The following is a 15617-nucleotide window of genomic DNA, read 5'->3' on the forward strand; positions in this document are numbered from 1 at the left end:
GGCGGCGAGCAGCGCGGCTTTAGGGTGGGGAATGGGTAATTGAATTCGAGAGAACGGGAGTTGTTGTCAAAGCGATCGGGGAGTCAACTCCGTCGTGAGGCTCCACAACGCCGCCACGTGCGGCCGCCGCAGATCGGCCCGCCGTACGCACAGCCCGATCGGGAACGGCGCCGGGGTCCTGTCGGTGGGGATCGCTCTGAGCCCGTCGCGCACGGCGCTGTGGTCCAGCACCAGCCGGGGGACCACACCGGTGCCGCAGCCCAGCGCGACCAGGGTGAGCAGCGCCTCGTGGCCCTCCGGCTCGGCCGCCAGGACGGGCGCGGTGGCACGGGCGCGGAACCAGCGGTCGGCGGCGTCACGGACCAGACCGCGGTGGGGGAGGACGAACGGGCCGTCGAGCCCGGGGTCCGGGCGGTCGCGGGCGGTCACGAACACCAGGTCCGTCGTCGCCACCGTGCGGCTCACCAGCGGCTCCGGCAGCCGTGCCGGGACACCGACGACCGCGACGTCCACCTCGCCCTCGTCCAGTTGGGCCAGCGCGGCCGCCGCGTCCCCGGTGCGGAGATCGAGGCGGACCTGGGGATGGGCCCGGCGGAACGGCGCCAGAAGGTCGGGCAGCAGCGCCTGGCACGCCGTCACCGTCGCAAAAACGGCCAGCGGCCCGGTGAGTTCGGCGGGATCGGGGTGCTCCTCCCGGTAGGAGCGCCACAACTCCAGTGCTTGGGCGGCGTATTCACGGAAGCGGTGCCCCTCGGCCGTCAGCGAGACGCCTCTCGGCCCTCGGTCGAACAGCCGGTGCCCGAGGCCGGACTCCAGCCGCTGCACGGTACGGGTCAGGGTCGCAGGGCTGACATGGCAGTCGAGACTGGTCCGGCCGAAGTTCAACGTCCGAGCCAGATGGAGGAACAACCGAAGCTCACGGTGATCGTCCCGCATGCCCGCTCACCTGTGCCTTTCATGAACCGCAACAGTGCGCTGCGAAGGTTGCGCTTGTCGCAACGCTCGCCCGGACCCTACAACTCCACCATGACCACCTCCACTGTCTTCGCCCTCGAAACCATGGACGTTCCCGGCGGCACCGAGACCGTCCTGCGTGGCGGCCGCCACCTCTTCCCGCTTTTGCCGCGGGCCTTCGCCGGAGTCCGCCGCATCGGCGTCATCGGCTGGGGACCGCAGGGCCGGGCACAGGCCCGCAACCTGCGTGACTCCCTCACCGGCACCGACATCACCGTCGCCGTCGGACTGCGTCCCGGCTCCGCCTCGGCCGCCGACGCCCGCGCCCATGGCTTCACCGAGGCAGACGGCACCCTCGGCGACTGGCTCGCCGTCACCGCCGAGAGCGACCTCGTCATTCTCCTGATCGCGGACGCGGCGCTCGCCGCCCACCACCAGGAGATCTTCGCCGCCCTGAAGCCCGGCGCCACCCTCGGCCTCTCCCACGGCTTCCTCCTCGGTCATCTCCGTCTCACCGGCGGCGACTTCCCGCCCGGACACGCAGTCGTCGCCGTCTGCCCGAAGGGCATGGGCGACTCCGTCCGCCGCCTCTACGAGCAGGGCGCCGAGGTCAACGGCGCCGGAATCAACAGCAGTTACGCCGTCCACGCCGACCCCGACGGTCACGCCACCGACCGCGCGCTCGCCTGGTCGGTCGCCCTCGGCTCCCCCTACACCTTCCACACCACCTTGGAGAGCGAGTACCGCTCCGACATCGTCGGCGAACGCGCCGTCCTGCTCGGCGCCGTCCACGGCATCGTCGAGAGCCTCTACACCCGCTACCGGCTCACCGGGGACGACGAGGTGACCGCCTACGAACGCTCCTGTGAGAACGTCACCGGCCCGATCGCCCGCACCGTCTCCCGCGCCGGGCTGCGCGCGGTCCGCGAGGGCCTCGACACGGTCGGCCGGGACGTCTTCGACCGCGCGTACTCGGCCACGTACGGACCCGCCCGCGAGATCGTCGCGGAGATCTACGACGAGGTCGCCGACGGCACCGAGCTGCGCAGCGTGATCCTGGCGGAACGCCGCCTCGGCACCCGCCCGATGAGCGAGATCGGCGGTGCACCGATGTGGTCCGTGAGTGACCGGGTGCGGGGTCGCCGCGACGGACGCGAGCTGCCCGTCGACGCGTTCACCGCCGGCGTCTTCGTCGCCACCATGACCGCCCAGATCGACGAGTTCGCCGAGCGTGGCCATCCCTGGTCGGAGATCGTCAACGAGTCCGTCATCGAGGCCGTCGACTCCCTTCTGCCCTACATGCACGCCCGCGACGTCGCGTACATGGTCGACAACTGCTCCCGTACCGCCCGCCTTGGTGCCCGTCGCTGGGGCCCCCGCTTCCAGAGCGCCTACGAGCAGATCGCCTACCCGGCCGCCGAACGCGCCGCCGACGAGGTCTTGTTGGCCTCCTTCGACACCCATCCCGTCCACGAGGCCCTGGCCGCCGCGGCGAAGCTCCGGCCGTCGGTCGACATCTCCGTGGGGTAGCGGTCACGGCATCCGGGTGGGCCGACGGTCAGGCGGCGGTGCGGCGGCGGGGCCGGGCGACCAGCTCACCGCCGCAGTTGGGGCAGATGCCGTGCAGGGCCTCGCCGCAGGGTGGACAGAACGTGCACTCGTAGGAACAGATACGGGCGGGTCGGTCGGCCGGCAGCTCCGCCGTCTCGCAGCGCTCGCAACGGTCACGCATCTCCAGTGCCATGTCGTTCTCGCTCCTTCTCGCGCCCGGCTGCCGTGTTCTCTCTCCGCCTATCCTCGCCGGACCTTGTCCGAAGCCGGCGAGCGGGTCGGAGATCGACACCATCGGGCCACGGGGGTGTCACCACTGGCGGCCCCGTGGGAGTCGGTCGAGTTCCGGAGTGCTCAGGCGCAGCACCTGGAAGACCGCGCCGTCGGCCTCGGGCGCGTCATGCTCCCAGACCGAGAAGTGGACTGTCTCCCAACGGGCGGTGTCCACGGCCGCCGCCGAGAGCACGGCCCCCTCCAGAGAGGCGAGCCGCCCGGTCTCCCGCACCGCCTTCTCGACGACCTCGCCCAACGGCACACCGACCGGCACGGGCCGCCGCCCCCGTACGGCTGTCCGCGCACGGGAGCCGTCGCCGCCGCCCGCCTCGTACGCCAACCCCGTCCACTGCCGGGCCGACGGGCGCCCGAAGTCGTCGACGATGCCCTGGAAACCGCCGCCCCAGAGGAAGGAGTTCATGCCCTCCACGCTGTTCCACAGGTAGAACGGCGCGTACTGGTTCACGGGCGAGCCGGCCACGTCCCGCTCGCGTATCAGATACGCCTTGAGACCGAGGCCTTCCCATGCGTCCAGCGCGTGCCCGCGACTGGCGACACGGTGTCGGACGATCTCCATGTCGTAGTCGGCGGGCAGGGTGATGTCGTAGTGCAGGGCGTGCATCCTGTATCTCCAGGGGCGGTCGAGTCGACGTGCGATCTGTCGCGGCCGATCTGCGGCCTGTCGGGGTCGTGTGCGGCCTGTTTGGGTCGATGTGCGGCCTGTCGGGGTTCACACGTGGCTCATCGAGAGGGGCGGGCCGGCCGGAGCAGGGCGAGCAGTCCTCGGATCCCCGCGTCGAACGCCGTCGGTGAGCCGGAGGCGCGGGCCAGGACATAGCCGCCCTGGACGGTCGCCACGATCGTCGCGGCGATCTCCTCCCCGTCCAGGCCGGGCGCGAACTGTCCCTCCTCCTTGCCCTCTTCGACGAGTCCGGCCAGGCGCTCACGCAGCCAGTCGAGCGTCTCGTCCACCGGCGCCCGCAGCTCGTCGCGAGCGATCACGTCCGGATCCATCGTCAGCCGCCCGACCGGGCAACCGCGCAGGACATCGCGCTCACGCCGCAGATACGCCTCGACGCGCTCGAACGGTGAGCCCGGCCCGTCCAGTACCTCCTCGGCCGTGGCCCGCATCTCCTCGGCCGTCCGCCTGATCGCGGCCAGTGCGAGAGCCGGCTTCCCGCTGAAGTGGTGGTACATGCTGCCCTGTCCGGCACCCGAGCGCTCCAGGATGGCCTTGGGGCTGGTGCCCACATAGCCGCGCTCCCACAGCAGCTCGCGGGTGGACTCGATCAGACGCTCCGGAGTGGTCACCCGGCCACTGTACATACTAGTAGTTACAGAAATCGAGAGCCCATGCCCGGCGTGGTCTCCGAGGGCTCCGCGGGGTGCCCCTCGCGATGGAGGGCGGAGGGCGCAGGGTCACCTCGAAGGCGAGGGGGGCACCGCGTCGGGGAGGGGGATGGTCACCGCCCGGTCAGCCTGCGACGGCCGACCGGGCGGGAGCGTGTTCGGACCTGCGGCCACGCGCGGCGGGCCGGCGTCCGGTGTCGTAGGGCTGTCCGGTGTCGTGAGGCAGTCCGGTGTCCTGCGGCTGCCCGGCGTCGTACGGCGAGATCTTCGGCACCGCCGCCGAGGAAGCCGGCAGGGTGAACCACACGACCTTCCCCGACTCGCCGTGCGGCCGCACACCCCAGTTCTCGCTCACCGCGGCGACCATCGCGAGACCGCGGCCGCTGGTGGCGAAGAGCTCCGCGTCCTGCACGACCGGGAGGCGAGGGTCGTGGTCGTGCACGGAGACCGTGAGCCGGCCGAGGAGCAACTCCATCTCCACCGTGCACATCTTGTCCGGCTCCGCGTGCCGGTGGACGTTGGACAGCAGCTCGGTCACCCCGAGTGCGGCCCGCTCTATCAAGGGGTCCAGATGCCAGTAGCGCAATTGCGCAGATACGATTCTGCGGACCTGGCCGATCCGCGACGGCAGGGCTTGGAGCTCCACCGTGCAGTGCCTGCTTTGCTGGCTGATCACGGCTGCGACTCCCCGAATTGAGTCCGGAAGAAGATCGGAGTACGGATCCAGCGAGGTGGCTGGGCGAAAAACGCCGCCTGCTGTGGTGCGGCCGCCTACGACTGCCGCCTGGTGACGGAAGCCAGGGCTGCCGCCTGCTCATGGGGTGGCTGTGGAGACCGCCGCCCGCTGACGTGGCCGGCGGGCTGGTTCGCAGCGTTATCGCCGGTAGACCCAGAGTGACGTGAGACCAGAGTGGCCCAGAGGGCCGGGTTCCGCAACTCGCGGTGTGTCAGCCGCTGCGCCCCGCGGCCCTGCGCACCGCCTCTATGAAGCGGCGCGCCGAGGGAGGTCCGGGCTTGCCCGGGGCAGGGTCGTGCTCGTTCAGCGTGAGCGTGTAGCGGGTGCCGTTGACATCGGCCAACGCGCGGTCCTCGTTGGCGAACCAGGGCTTCGAGGCGCGCACCGCCTGCACGGGTGCGCTGTCGATCTCGCTGCCGTAACTGGTGAGCAACTGCAGCCGGCCGTCCTCGATCCGGACCTGTCCGGCCCGGGTGAGCTGCCGCAGCCTCTTTCCGATCCGCACGCCCGTGGCCGCGAACTCCGGCTCCGCCATGTGCCCCGCCCCCTAGTGCGCTTCGGCTGTCCTCTGTCGTGTGATCCGTCGCGGACCGTGACCCAGTCTGCCCGAGGTCGCTTCCCCCTGTCGGCCCGGAGTTGCCTCGACCCGGCCCCTGCGGTGAAGTCTGCACGTCCCCCGCGTCGAGCACCAGTGCGCACGGTTGGTCGGGGGCGGGGTTCCGGCGCATGCGCGGCATGCGCCCCCCATGCGCCCCGCGCACTGCGGTCACAGGAGTGCCTTGAGATGCTCAAAGGCATGTTTATGCAGGTGAGAAGCGTGCGGAAGGTGTTTATCATCAGGTCGTCCGACGCCGCGATCCGCCGTCGGCGCGAAGTGTGAGGAGCACGCCGTGAGCACCCCCCACCCCACCTGTCCGGGCGCGACCCTCGACGTCGATCACAGCGACATCGATTACCGGACCTGGCTCAAGGAGGCCGTCCGCAAGGTCCAGGCCGACGCCAACCGCTCCGCCGACACCCACCTCCTGCGCTTCCCGCTGCCCGAGCGATGGGGCATCGACCTGTATCTCAAGGACGAGTCGACCCATCCCACCGGCAGCCTCAAGCACCGCCTCGCCCGCTCCCTCTTCCTCTACGGCCTGTGCAACGGCTGGATCCGACCGGACCGACCCGTCATCGAGGCCTCCAGCGGCTCCACGGCCGTCTCCGAGGCCTACTTCGCCAAACTGATCGGCGTCCCCTTCATCGCCGTCATGCCGCGCACGACCAGTACCGAGAAGATCCGCCTGATCGAGTTCCACGGCGGCCGCTGCCACTTCGTGGACGACTCACGGCGGATGTGCGAGGAGTCGGCCTGCCTCGCGGCGGAGACCGGCGGCCACTACATGGACCAGTTCACCTACGCCGAACGGGCCACGGACTGGCGGGGCAACAACAACATCGCCGAATCCGTCTTCCGGCAGATGAGGTCGGAGAGGTTCCCCGAGCCCGCCTGGATCGTCGCCACCGCCGGCACCGGCGGCACCTCCGCGACCATCGCCCGCTACGTCCACTACATGCAGTACGACACCCGCATCTGCGTCGCCGACCCCGAGAACTCCTGTTTCTTCGAGGGCTGGACCACCGGCGACCCCGACGTCACCTGCGACTGCGGCTCCCGCATTGAGGGCATCGGCCGCCCCCGCATGGAGCCCAGCTTCGTCCCCGGAGCCGTCGACCGCATGATGAAGGTCCCCGACGCCGCCAGCGTCGCCGCCGTACGAGCCCTGGAGAACGCCATCGGCCGCAAGGCCGGCGGCTCCACGGGCACGGGCCTGTGGAGCGCCCTGAAGATCGTCGCCGAGATGGTCGCCGACGGCCGCGAGGGCAGCGTCGTCACCCTCCTGTGCGACCCCGGCGACCGCTACCTCGACAAGTACTACTCGGACGAGTGGCTGCGAGAACAGAACCTGGACATCACGCCGTACGCGACAGCCATCGAAACCCTGCTGGCGACGGGACTGTGGACGGACTGAGGGACACGCGCCGCCGGGTTCGGCGGTGCCGCCAAGGGGGCGGGGCTGTCTCGATGTGCGGCCTCGATGTGCGGCTCCGCCACGAGGGCGCGACCAGCCACGCACAGCCCCCACCCCGGCCCGGAACGCCCAGAGGTGAAAGGGCGCTCAGGAACTCGGCGTCTGCTCACACATCGCCGCTGTCCTCGTCCTCACCGGCCACCACCAGCCGCCGCAGATGCTCGGACACCTCGGCCCGTGCCTGCGCGGCCAGCCCCGCATCGGTCACGAGCGTGTCCACCTGCTCCAACGCCGCGAACGAACTCAACCCCACCGTCCCCCACTTGGTGTGGTCGGCCACCACCACGACGCGCCGGGCCGACTGCACGAGCCGCCGGTTGGTCTCGGCCTCAGCCAGGTTCGGCGTCGACAGCCCCGCCTCCACCGATATCCCGTGCACACCCAGGAACAGCACATCGAAGTGGAGCGCCGCGATCGCCTGATCGGCGACGGGCCCCACCAACGAGTCCGACGGCGTGCGCACCCCACCGGTCAGCACGACGGTCGCCGCACCCTGCCGGGGGCCGGTCGTGCGCTGGGCGGCGTGGAAGACATCGGCGACCCGCACCGAGTTGGTGACCACCGTGAGATCCGGTACGTCCACCAGTCGGTGCGCCAACGCGTACGTCGTCGTACCCCCCGACAGGGCGATCGCCGAACCCGGCGCGACCAGTTCCGCGGCGGCCCGCGCGATGTCCTCCTTGGCGGTCAGCTCCAGCCCGGACTTCGCCTCGAACCCCGGCTCGTGCGTACTCGCCTCGGCCACCGGTACCGCACCGCCGTGCACCTTCTCCACCGCGCCCTGGCGGGCGAGTGCGTCCAGGTCGCGACGCACCGTCATGTCCGACACGCCCAGTTTGCGCGTCAGTTCATTGACCCGGACCCCGCCCCGTCGTCGTACCTCGTCGAGGATCAAGGCACGGCGCTGCTCCGCGAGGAGGTTCTGGTTCTCACTCACGCCCGCTCCGGTCCTCTCGCCCCATCACGCCCGACACGCCTCCCATACCCCCTCCGACGAGGACATTCCCCCTGTCCCCGGTCCCGAGGACGTCCCATATTCGCACGCTCCACCGCCGGCGACGCCACTACCTGCACAGACGCGTGCACTTCACGTTCCGTTTCTCGCGCCCGCCACTATCACACGGATCGGGGAGATTCCGTGCCGACAGGTGTACGAGCCCCGCTCAGCGGCGATCATCAGGGCCTGCACATCACCTGACTTGCGACGCATCACGGGGGAAGCGGAACAGTGGATCGTGCGAGGGAACATACGACACACAGAGAACCCAGGGAACATCCGCAAGGCGCCGGTGCGGGGAAGCACCACGGTCCGGGCCGTCCCACGACGGACGGAACCGCCCTCGAACTCCTCGTCCACGGTGTCGGCGGCACCACCCCCGAGCGGATGCTGGACGATCCGCGCACAGTGCGGATCACCGGCGACGACACTGCCGCCGTCTTCCGCCGCACAGACGACGCGGACGCGGAGAAGCGTCCCCAGGACTACCGGGGCAAGCCCGTCCCCGAGGCCTATGTCTGGTGCAACCTCACCTCCGGCAACGGCTCACGTGCCCTGTGGCTGTTGTTGCTGCCGTTCATGGTCGTCAACCTCGCCCACTGGATGCGCCCCAGCACCCTCGGCCGCCCGCGGACGGTACGTCTCTACGGCCTCCTCGTCCGGCTCACCGGACTGACCCTCACCGTGCTGCTCGTCGCCGCCGTCTGCGAGGTCGCCCTCGATCTGACCGCCTGGCAGTGCGCCGGCGCACGCGCGTGCGCCGAGGAGCACACCTGGCTCGGCTTCCTCTCCCCGGAGGTCTCCGACGACGGCTGGTGGAGCCTGCCCGGCCGTCGCCTCGCCCTGGCCGCCCTCGTGCCCACCGCACTGACCTGTCTGCTGTGGTACCTCTCCCATCGCACCTGGAGTGAGTACGAGTCCCAGCGGCCCATGGACCCTGACGACGCCCGCCCTGCCGACGGGAGACCGGCCCACCCCTCACCCGAAGTCGGGGAGCGCCTCCCACCCGACATCGAGGAGACGGCGCGGGTCGCTCTCGGCCGGCCCGGCTTCTGGTACGGGCGCCGGCTGGTGGCCAGGCTGCGCGCCGCCCACGCGGCGGCCGGCTTCCTGACGGTCGCGGCTGCCGTCGGCACGTCCGCCGCCCGCCACGACCGTCGAGCGGGCGGCCCCGCCGCCCTGGAACTGGTGGGCTGGCTGCTGAACGCGGCCCTCGTCGCCCTCGCGGTGATCGTGGTGTGGGTGGTGTGCCGCCGGGGCCGCAGTGAGCGGCGCCTCGACCACGCACTGGACGACCACCTGGTACGCCGCTTGCCCGTCTGCTCCGTCGCCCTGCTCGTCCTGGCCATGGTGTACGCGGGGTCGCCGCGCCCGGACTGGAGGTCGGCGGGGCGGCTGCCGGGCGACATGACCTTCGGGGGGATCACCCTCGTCCAGGGTCTGCTCGTGATCGCCTTGGGCGTGGTCGCCCACACCCTGTACCGCTCCCGGCCGGACCCGCGCACCGCCATGCACGGCCTGGCGGGCCCCGCCGTCGCGATGCTGGCCTGCGCTCTCGGCGGAGGGATGTCCGCAGGAGTCGCCCAGCGCGTGGCCGACTGGCTGGGTGGCACCGACGACGCCCTGCAAGGGCCACCCGTCCTTCTCACCTGGCAGGCCTCCGTCATCCCACCCCTCCTCCTGGTCGTCCTCGGCCTCCTCGGCTGGCTGGCCCGCCGTACCTGGGTCCTGCGGCGAGCCGAGATGACGGCGGTGGAGCGGGAGTACGACCTGGTGGAGGGCGGACCCCGGCACGAGCGCCGAGCAGAGGACCGATCGAGCGAGAAGACCGGCGACCGTCCGGACGGGAAGGCCGATGAGCGCCCGAGGGAAGGACAACCGAACGGGGAACGCTTGAGCGAAGAGCAACCGAACGGGCAACACCCGGGCGGGGAGCACCCGGGCGGAGAACGCCCGGCCGGGGAGCACCCGGGCGGAGAACGTCCGAGCGAAGAGCATCCGAATGCGCAGCACCCGAGCGGGGAGCGCGAGGCGCAGGATGCCGGCCGTACCCGCCGTATCGCCCGTACCCGGGCCATGGCCGCGCTCACCGACCGGGCGCCCCGGATCATCGGCATCATCTCGACCGTGACGCTGCTCCTCGGTGCCGGCGCTCTGGCCGGTGCGCTGCTGACGGGGGAGACACCGGCGAAGGCGGCACGCGGCGCCCACGACTTCGTCGAGGGGGCCGCCGAGACCGCGCAGGCTCTGGGGTCCTGGCTGATCGGCGTCGGTTTTCTGCTGTTCGTCACCTGGGGGCGCCGGGCCTACAAGGACGCCTCCGCGCGCCGCACGATCGGCATCCTCTGGGACGTGGGCACGTTCTGGCCTCGCGCCGCCCATCCGTTCGCCCCGCCCTGCTACGCCGAGCGGGCCGTGCCCGACCTGACCTGGCGCATGGCCACCTGGACCCGCGCCACGGGCGGGCGCCTCGTCCTCTCCGGCCACTCCCAGGGCAGCGTCCTCGCGGCGGCCGCCGCCTGGCAGTTGACCCCGTCGGTCCGCAGGCGGGTTGCGCTGCTTACGTACGGCTCACCGCTGGAGCGGCTGTACGGACGCTGGTTCCCCGCCCACTTCGGCCCGGAGCCGCTCGCCTCCCTGCACCGCGAGGTCGACTGCTGGCGCAACCTGTACCGCCTCACCGACCCCATCGGCGGCCCCGTCCGTCTGACGAGCGGCAACGGACCGCAGGTCGACGCGGGCCCCTTCACAGACCCGCTCGCCTACGGCCGCACCGGCGCCCACCCCCTGCCTGCCCCCATCTTCGGCCACTCCGACTACCAGGCGGACCCGGCCTTCGCAGAGGAACGGAAGCACCTGCTGGACCGGCTCGGCGCCGAGTTGCCGGGTCCACGGGCACCCTAGATGCCGGGTCCACGGGCACCCTGGAAGTGGACACCGGGTGATCAGCCGACGAAGGACTCGGGGCCGAAACGGCCCCATGCCAGGAAGAGAGCCAGAGTGAGGTAGACCAGGTCGCCCGCGATCGTCACTCTCTCGCCACGGCGCAGGCGCATGGCCAGTGCTCCGGCGAACAGCAGCGCCAGTCCGGTGGCGGCCAGCGGCACCAGAATCGGCGCGGTGTCGAGCGCGGCGGGCAGTATCAGGCCCGCCGCGGCCAGGAGTTCGACGGCGCCGATGGCCTTGAGGGCACCGGGGCTGAAGTCCTCGACCCACCGGGTGGCGGTGCCGCCCGAGGCGGCCAGCTTCTCCCTGGGCACGAACATCTTGGAGCTGCCGGTCAGGCAGACGGCGGCCATCAGTCCGGCGACGATCCACAGTGCGAGGTTCACCATCAGCTCCTTGATCGAGGATTGCCTGCTTCCCCTGGGACGAGACAGAGCCTCCGCCTGTGACATCTCCGGACATCCGAGTGCGGGAGACGTGGATCACACGTGCCCGTGTCACAGGGCGTAGGGCTGTCTCGTCCCAGGGGGTGTAGCCACCGACGAGCACAGAGGAGAACGCGATGGACGCGCGACTGAACTACTTCGCCGGCCCGACCGCCGCCAAGGCCCTCAAGCACCTCATGGCGGCGGGCAGGACGCTCAAGGAGTCGCCGCTGCCGGCCGTGACACAGGAGCTCGTGGCCCTGCGCGTGAGCCAGATCAACGGCTGTGCCGTCTGCGTCGACATGCACACCAAGGAGGCCGCCGCGGCCGGCGAGACCGCGGTGCGGCTGAACCTGGTGACGGCGTGGCGGGAGGCCGGGGTCTTCACCGAGGCCGAGCGAGCCGCGCTGGAGCTGGCGGAGCAGGGGACCCGGGTCGCGGACGCCGCCGAGGGGGTCGGCGACGAGGTCTGGGCGCGTGCCGCGGAGCACTACGACGAGGAGCAGCTCACCGCCCTGGCAGTCCTGGTCTCCTTCATGAACATGGCGAACAGGTTGAACATCATCGCCCGGCAGCCGGCCGGCGACTACGAGGTCGGGCAGTTCCGCTGAATCGCCATCGATGACCCGAAGACCTCAAGAAGGACGCGGCGTGAACAAGGTCGAGGAGTTCGAGGAGCTGCGGTCCCTGCTGTTCTCGATCGCCTACCGGATTCTGGGCAGCGTGAGCGAGGCCGAGGACGCGGTGCAGGAGACATGGCTGCGCTTCGACGGCTCGACGACCCTTCCCACATCGGTCAAGGCGTTTCTGTCCACCACGGTGACGCGGATCTCGATCGACGTGCTGCGCTCCGCGCGGGTGCGGCGGGAGGAATACGTGGGCCCTTGGTTCCCCGAGCCACTGCTGAGCGATCCGTACCAGGATCCGGCGCGCTCGGCGGAGCTGGCCGACTCGGTGTCGATGGCGGCGCTGCTGCTGCTGGAGCGGCTCAGCCCGCTGGAGCGGTCGGTGTTCGTGCTGCGGGAGGTGTTCGGCTTCGGGTTCGACGACATCGCGTCGGCGGTGGGGCGTTCGGAGGCGGCGTGCCGACAGCTCCTGGTACGGGCACGGCGGCACATGGAGGCCGGGCGGCCGAGGTTCGAAGCGGACCGCCAGGAGCGGCAGGAGCTGGCGACGCGTTTCTTCGACGCACTTCGCGAGGGCGATGTCGCCGGCCTGCGGGATCTCCTGGCCGCCGATGTGCAGCTGGTCGGGGACGGCGGCGGCAAGGCCCCGCAGCTGGCCAGGGCCGTCGTCGGCGCCGAGAACGTGGCTCGTCTGCTGGCTTCCGTTTTCCCGCTGCTGGCCCGGATCGACGTGTCGTTCCAGCCGCATGAGGTCAATGGCCAACCCGGTGCCATCGTGCGCGACCGTGACGGCAAGGTCCTCCACACGCTGGCCCTGGACGTGCTCGACGGGCAGATCCAGACCATCCGTTCGGTGATCAACCCCGACAAGCTGGGCCACCTCGGGCCGGTTGCCGACGCCTGGGCCATCGACAGCGAGGTGAGACAGACCCGCCGACAGAGGAAATGACCCGGGACCGTCGTGGGTCGGCTCGTTCGCCTGTCCGGCCACGTCGAGATCGTCTTGCCGGCCTCGTCCGGGTTGTGCAGGCGCGCGATGGCGCGCATCGCCGTCGGGGACGCGGTGGTGGACGGGTTTGCGGAGAGTGCGAGGACAGGACGTTCCGGGTGCGAAGTGTCATGGTCCCATCCGCGCAGCGGCCTCTCCGCCCCCATCCGGCGGCCGGTCATACGCCGGTGGGGTCCATCCGCGGATCTTCACGGCCCAGGGCGGTTGCCTACGACAGGTCCGGCAGGTCCTCCGCGTACAGCAGCGTCAACTCGTCCGTGCTCGGTTCGTCGACCTGGGCCACCCGGCTCGCGTGGCGCTCGACCATCGCCTCGAAGGTCTGCCGCGCGGTACGGCCGTTGCCGAAAGCGGGGCCCTTGGGGATCGCCGTGAAGTACTTCAGCAGTGCGTCGCCCGCGCCCGGCGCCAGCCGGTACTCGTGCTCCACGGCCTGCTGCTCCACGATGCGCAACAGCTCGTCCGGGACGTAGTCGTCGAAGGTGATGGTCCGCGAGAAACGGGACGCCACACCGGGGTTGACGGTGAGGAAGCGCTCCATCTCGGCCGTGTAGCCCGCGACGATGACCACCACGGCGTCCCGGTGGTCCTCCATCAGCTTCACCAGCGTGTCGATGGCCTCCTTGCCGAAGTCCCGGCCCGAGTCCTCCGGTGACAGCGCGTACGCCTCGTCGATGAACAGCACCCCGCCACGGGCCCGTTCGAAGGCCTCCTGGGTGCGGATCGCGGTGGAGCCGATGTGCTCACCGACCAGGTCGACGCGGGAGACCTCGACGAGATGTCCCTTCTCGAGGACGCCGAGCGACGCCAGGATCTCGCCGTAGAGGCGGGCGACCGTGGTCTTGCCGGTGCCGGGGGAGCCCGTGAACACCAGGTGCCGCTTGACGGACGCCGCCTTGAGGCCGGCCTGCTGACGGCGACGGCCCACCTCGATCATGTCGGTGAGCGCGCGGACCTCGCGCTTGACGCTGTCCAGGCCGACCAGCGCGTCGAGTTCACCGAGCACGGCCTTCGAGGTTCGCGCGGGCGTCTCCGGCTCCACGGCGGGCAGGGCGACCGGCGGCTGCTCGGTGGTGCGCTGGCCCGGGATGGAGCCCAGCAGGCCGGGCGACTGGGCCGTGGTCTGTGTGGCGATCTCCTGCGGGGCCGGGAGCCGGACCCCCGCGCTCTCGTCGCTGGTGCAGTCCTCGACGACGGGGCCGCCACCGGCGCTGCCGGGACCGCCGTCCGCGAACTCGTAACCGCCGCGCGAACAACGCTCCGTACGGCACCTGCGCAGCGTCGCCCGGCAGCCGTCGATGATGTGGAAGCCGTAGCCGCCGCTGCCCGTCACCCGGCAGTTGAGGAAGCTGCCGCGGCCCTCGGCCGAGACATAGAAGCCCGCCTCGGCGGGCGAGGTGACCGTGCAGCGCTCGATGGTCGGGTCGGCGCCCTTGGTGACGATCACACCGGTCTGCGTGCCGTCCACGGTGCAGCCGCTCAGCGTGCCGCCGCTGCCGTGGTCGCGGAACCAGGCGCCCGTCGCCGCGTCGCGGATCCGGCAGTCGTCGAGCTGTGCGGTCGCGCCGTCGCTCACCGACACCGCCGTGTTGCGCACCTGCGACAGATCACTGTCGACGACGTCCGCGCGCGAGCCCCGGTCCAGCACGAACAGCGCGTCCGGCACGTCGTGCACCCGACAGGACTCCAGCACCGCGGTCGCGCCGTCGCTGATCCAGACGGCCGGGTAGTCGCCGGTGCTGTCGAAGATCTCGCACTGGTTGGCGTCCACGCGGGTGCCCGGGTCCCACACCGAGAGCCCGTTGCGCCCGAACTGCCGTACCGACGTACGCGTCAGGGTCAGGACGGAGCGCGAGCGGAGGTCCACCGCGTTCTCCGGGATGTCGTGGATACGGCAGTCGGCGAGGGTGAGCACGGCGTCCGTGTCGAGTGTGACCCCGTCGGCCGTCGTACGGTGCACATCGCAGTCGGTGAGATGGGCCGTGGCCCGCCCGGTGATCTGCACGCCGCTGCCCCGGACCTCGTAGACCTCGCAACCCACCGCCTCCAGAGCGGAGTTCTCCCCGGTCGCCGTCAGGCCCGAGCCCGAGGTGTGGTGCACCCGGCACCGCTCCAGGCGGGGGTGGCCGCCGCCGCGCACCGCGACACCGGCCTGCCCGGCCGCGACCACCTCGCACTCCTCGAAGACACCGCCACCGCCGTCGACCACGGCGATACCGATGCCGGCCGGGTTGTCGACCGTGCAGCGCCGGACCGTGGGGCGGGCGCCGCCGCGAACCTCTATGCCGGCCGCGGAGCGCGTGACGATCCGCAGGTCCATCAGCTCGGGGGTGCCGTCCTCGACGAGCAGCGCGGGCGCCGCCGCGTCCTGGCCCTCCACATGCAGGTCCTGCACCACGGCCGAGGCGGACACGGTCAGCGGCACACCGTCCACGGGCGCGATACGGACCGAGCCGGGCGAGCCCTCCGGGCCGCGCAGCGTGACCCCTCGCTGCACGACGAGGTTCTCCCGGTACGTACCGGGGGCGACGATGAGCACATCGCCCTCGCTCGCGGCCTCCAGGGCCGCGGCGAGCGACGAGTACTCACCCGTGCGGCGCCGCCACCGCGATGTACCGGTGTGCGTCACCTGGACCGTGCCCTGTGCCATGGCGTTGCTGTGCCCCCACCTCGTGGAA

At 71.1% G+C, this 15617-nt stretch carries 14 protein-coding genes; 5 read left to right on the top strand and 9 right to left on the bottom strand.

Features of this window, described 5'->3' with window-relative positions; genetic code table 11:
- Positions 1 to 66 precede the first annotated feature (66 nt).
- Positions 67 to 936 carry an HTH-type transcriptional activator IlvY gene (gene ilvY, locus ACFY9I_RS20750; protein WP_391003579.1) on the bottom strand — a complete coding sequence of 290 codons (870 nt, stop codon included), beginning with the start codon at positions 934 to 936 and terminating at the stop codon, positions 67 to 69.
- Positions 937 to 1026: 90 nt separating this feature from the next.
- Here ilvY and ACFY9I_RS20755 point away from each other — a divergent pair, with 90 nt between their 5' ends.
- The gene (locus ACFY9I_RS20755; protein ID WP_391003580.1) at positions 1027 to 2484 is read left to right on the top strand and encodes a ketol-acid reductoisomerase; all 1458 of its coding nucleotides are present in this window, start codon (positions 1027 to 1029) and stop codon (positions 2482 to 2484) included.
- 28 nt (positions 2485 to 2512) lie between these two features.
- Here ACFY9I_RS20755 and ACFY9I_RS20760 read toward each other — a convergent pair whose 3' ends face one another.
- The 5 genes from ACFY9I_RS20760 to ACFY9I_RS20780 all read right to left on the bottom strand — a co-directional run bounded on the left by ACFY9I_RS20760 (position 2513) and on the right by ACFY9I_RS20780 (position 5399).
- A complete protein-coding gene (locus ACFY9I_RS20760) occupies positions 2513 to 2698 on the bottom strand; it encodes a DUF1272 domain-containing protein (protein WP_391003582.1) in 186 nt (61 codons plus the stop codon).
- A gap of 117 nt (positions 2699 to 2815) precedes the next feature.
- Positions 2816 to 3400 carry a DUF4865 family protein gene (locus ACFY9I_RS20765; protein ID WP_391003584.1) on the bottom strand — a complete coding sequence of 195 codons (585 nt, stop codon included), beginning with the start codon at positions 3398 to 3400 and terminating at the stop codon, positions 2816 to 2818.
- A gap of 119 nt (positions 3401 to 3519) precedes the next feature.
- Positions 3520 to 4104, bottom strand: a complete 585-nt coding sequence (locus tag ACFY9I_RS20770) for a TetR family transcriptional regulator C-terminal domain-containing protein (protein ID WP_391003586.1) — start codon at positions 4102 to 4104, stop codon at positions 3520 to 3522.
- Between the two features lie 148 nt (positions 4105 to 4252).
- Positions 4253 to 4804 carry an ATP-binding protein gene (locus ACFY9I_RS20775; RefSeq protein WP_391003587.1) on the bottom strand — a complete coding sequence of 184 codons (552 nt, stop codon included), beginning with the start codon at positions 4802 to 4804 and terminating at the stop codon, positions 4253 to 4255.
- Between the two features lie 271 nt (positions 4805 to 5075).
- Positions 5076 to 5399: a hypothetical protein gene (locus tag ACFY9I_RS20780; protein WP_391003589.1), complete on the bottom strand. Its 324-nt coding sequence runs from the start codon at positions 5397 to 5399 to the stop codon at positions 5076 to 5078.
- A 355-nt stretch (positions 5400 to 5754) separates the two neighbouring features.
- On the opposite strand from ACFY9I_RS20780, the gene ACFY9I_RS20785 reads away from it, so the two are divergent.
- Positions 5755 to 6879 carry a pyridoxal-phosphate dependent enzyme gene (locus ACFY9I_RS20785; protein WP_391003591.1) on the top strand — a complete coding sequence of 375 codons (1125 nt, stop codon included), beginning with the start codon at positions 5755 to 5757 and terminating at the stop codon, positions 6877 to 6879.
- A 166-nt stretch (positions 6880 to 7045) separates the two neighbouring features.
- Here the strand turns inward: ACFY9I_RS20785 and ACFY9I_RS20790 are convergent, their stop codons facing one another.
- Complete coding sequence (locus tag ACFY9I_RS20790) at positions 7046 to 7876, bottom strand: DeoR family transcriptional regulator (protein ID WP_391003593.1); 831 nt, start codon at positions 7874 to 7876, stop codon at positions 7046 to 7048.
- 291 nt (positions 7877 to 8167) lie between these two features.
- On the opposite strand from ACFY9I_RS20790, the gene ACFY9I_RS20795 reads away from it, so the two are divergent.
- Positions 8168 to 10840 (top strand): hypothetical protein, encoded by a 2673-nt coding sequence (locus ACFY9I_RS20795; RefSeq protein ID WP_391003595.1) that lies wholly within the window; start codon positions 8168 to 8170, stop codon positions 10838 to 10840.
- Between the two features lie 41 nt (positions 10841 to 10881).
- Here the strand turns inward: ACFY9I_RS20795 and ACFY9I_RS20800 are convergent, their stop codons facing one another.
- A complete protein-coding gene (locus ACFY9I_RS20800; RefSeq protein ID WP_391003597.1) occupies positions 10882 to 11271 on the bottom strand; it encodes a DoxX family protein in 390 nt (129 codons plus the stop codon).
- Positions 11272 to 11444: 173 nt separating this feature from the next.
- Between ACFY9I_RS20800 and ACFY9I_RS20805 the strand changes: the two genes are divergently transcribed.
- Positions 11445 to 11918 (top strand): carboxymuconolactone decarboxylase family protein, encoded by a 474-nt coding sequence (locus tag ACFY9I_RS20805; protein WP_391003599.1) that lies wholly within the window; start codon positions 11445 to 11447, stop codon positions 11916 to 11918.
- Between the two features lie 40 nt (positions 11919 to 11958).
- Complete coding sequence (locus ACFY9I_RS20810) at positions 11959 to 12882, top strand: RNA polymerase sigma-70 factor (RefSeq protein WP_391003601.1); 924 nt, start codon at positions 11959 to 11961, stop codon at positions 12880 to 12882.
- A gap of 268 nt (positions 12883 to 13150) precedes the next feature.
- On the opposite strand, the gene ACFY9I_RS20815 is transcribed toward ACFY9I_RS20810, so the two are convergent.
- Complete coding sequence (locus tag ACFY9I_RS20815) at positions 13151 to 15589, bottom strand: right-handed parallel beta-helix repeat-containing protein (RefSeq protein WP_391003603.1); 2439 nt, start codon at positions 15587 to 15589, stop codon at positions 13151 to 13153.
- Positions 15590 to 15617 lie beyond the last annotated feature (28 nt).

The organism is Streptomyces sp. NPDC012510, from assembly GCF_042955065.1.
Classification (GTDB): Bacteria; Actinomycetota; Actinomycetes; order Streptomycetales; family Streptomycetaceae; genus Streptomyces.